The organism is Citrobacter sp. wls826, from assembly GCF_005281245.1.
Taxonomy (GTDB): Bacteria; Pseudomonadota; Gammaproteobacteria; order Enterobacterales; family Enterobacteriaceae; genus Citrobacter; species Citrobacter braakii.
The window spans coordinates 27,424-29,358 of record NZ_SZWS01000064.1; the positions used below are offsets into that span (position 1 = coordinate 27,424).

At 53.0% G+C, this 1,935-nt stretch carries 3 protein-coding genes; all 3 read left to right on the forward strand.

All coding sequences use genetic code 11. The features are described from left to right. Positions 1-31: 31 nt before the first annotated feature. The 3 genes from pyrB to ridA all read left to right on the forward strand — a co-directional run bounded on the left by pyrB (position 32) and on the right by ridA (position 1,905). Positions 32-967: an aspartate carbamoyltransferase gene (pyrB, locus tag FDW87_RS20110; RefSeq protein ID WP_016151493.1), complete on the forward strand. Its 936-nt coding sequence runs from the start codon at positions 32-34 to the stop codon at positions 965-967. A gap of 13 nt (positions 968-980) precedes the next feature. Then, positions 981-1,442 (forward strand): aspartate carbamoyltransferase regulatory subunit, encoded by a 462-nt coding sequence (gene pyrI, locus FDW87_RS20115; protein WP_016151492.1) that lies wholly within the window; start codon positions 981-983, stop codon positions 1,440-1,442. Positions 1,443-1,518: 76 nt separating this feature from the next. Further along, on the forward strand, positions 1,519-1,905 hold the full coding sequence (gene ridA, locus FDW87_RS20120) for a 2-iminobutanoate/2-iminopropanoate deaminase (RefSeq protein WP_016151491.1): 387 nt from the start codon (positions 1,519-1,521) through the stop codon (positions 1,903-1,905). Positions 1,906-1,935 lie beyond the last annotated feature (30 nt).

Genomic DNA, 1,935 nt, shown 5'->3' on the forward strand with positions numbered 1-1,935 from the left:
TTTTTTTTTGCCCAGGCGTCAGGAGATAAACATGGCTAACCCGCTCTATCAAAAACACATCATTTCCATAAACGACCTCAGCCGCGATGACCTTAATCTGGTCCTCGCGACGGCGGCGAAATTAAAAGCTAACCCGCAGCCAGAGCTGTTAAAACATAAGGTCATCGCCAGTTGCTTCTTTGAAGCGTCAACCCGCACCCGTTTATCTTTTGAAACCTCCATGCACCGTCTGGGCGCCAGCGTGGTGGGTTTCTCTGACAGCAGCAACACGTCGCTTGGCAAAAAAGGCGAAACTCTGGCCGATACCATTTCCGTCATTAGCACCTATGTCGACGCCATCGTGATGCGTCATCCGCAGGAAGGTGCCGCGCGTCTGGCAACAGAGTTCTCCGGTAACGTGCCGGTACTGAACGCCGGCGACGGTTCCAACCAGCATCCCACCCAAACGCTGCTGGATCTGTTTACCATTCAGGAAACGCAGGGTCGCCTGGACAATCTGCAAATCGCCATGGTGGGTGACCTGAAATATGGCCGCACCGTCCACTCCCTGACCCAGGCGCTGGCAAAGTTCGAAGGTAACCGCTTCTACTTCATCGCCCCGGACGCGCTGGCCATGCCGCAATACATTCTGGATATGCTGAATGAAAAAGGTATCGCCTGGAGCCTGCATGGCACTATCGAAGAGGTAATGGCGGAGGTCGATATCCTCTACATGACCCGCGTACAAAAAGAGCGTCTGGACCCGTCCGAATACGCCAACGTGAAAGCACAGTTTGTTCTGCGTGCCAGCGATCTGAACGGTGCCAGAGCGAACATGAAGGTGCTGCATCCGCTGCCGCGCATTGATGAAATCACCACCGACGTCGACAAGACGCCGCACGCCTGGTATTTCCAGCAGGCTGGCAACGGCATCTTCGCCCGCCAGGCGTTACTGGCACTGGTACTGAATAGCGAACTGGCACTGTAAGGGAGAAAAAGAGATGACACACGATAACAAACTGCAGGTTGAAGCCATCAAACGTGGCACCGTAATTGACCATATTCCCGCACAGGTTGGTTTTAAGCTGCTGACGTTGTTCAAACTGACTGAAACCGACCAGCGTATCACCATCGGCCTGAACCTGCCGTCTGGCGAGATGGGCCGTAAAGACCTGATTAAAATCGAAAATACGTTCCTGACCGACGAGCAGGTAAACCAGCTCTCCCTGTACGCTCCGCAGGCAACGGTAAACCGCATTGACGATTATGACGTGGTGGGTAAATCACGTCCGAGCCTGCCTGAACGTATCGATAACGTGCTGGTTTGCCCGAACAGCAACTGCATCAGCCATGCTGAACCAGTATCGTCCAGTTTTTCAGTGAAAAAGCGCGCTGACGACATCGCACTCAAATGCAAATACTGTGAAAAAGAGTTTTCGCATTATGTGGTGCTGGCCAACTAATTGGTGTTGGTAATGATTTCCCGGCTCCCTATAATGGCCGGGAACATTCTATTACCGCTGTAATTCAGGAGAAATCATGAGCAAGACTATCGCGACGGAAAATGCACCAGCAGCAATCGGCCCATACGTTCAGGGCGTTGACCTGGGTAGCATGGTAATCACTTCCGGTCAGATCCCGGTCGATCCGAAAACCGGTGCCGTATCGGAAGACGTGTCCGCTCAGGCGCGTCAGTCGCTGGAAAACGTACAAGCTATCGTTGAAGCAGCAGGCCTGAAAGTGGGCGACATCGTAAAAACTACCGTCTTCGTTAAAGACCTGAACGATTTCGCAACCGTAAACGCGACCTACGAAGCGTTCTTCACCGAGCACAACGCTACTTTCCCGGCGCGTTCTTGCGTGGAAGTTGCCCGTCTGCCGAAAGACGTGAAAATCGAGATTGAAGCGATCGCCGTTCGTCGCTAAGCGTAAAAAAAACCGCCGGAAATCACTCCG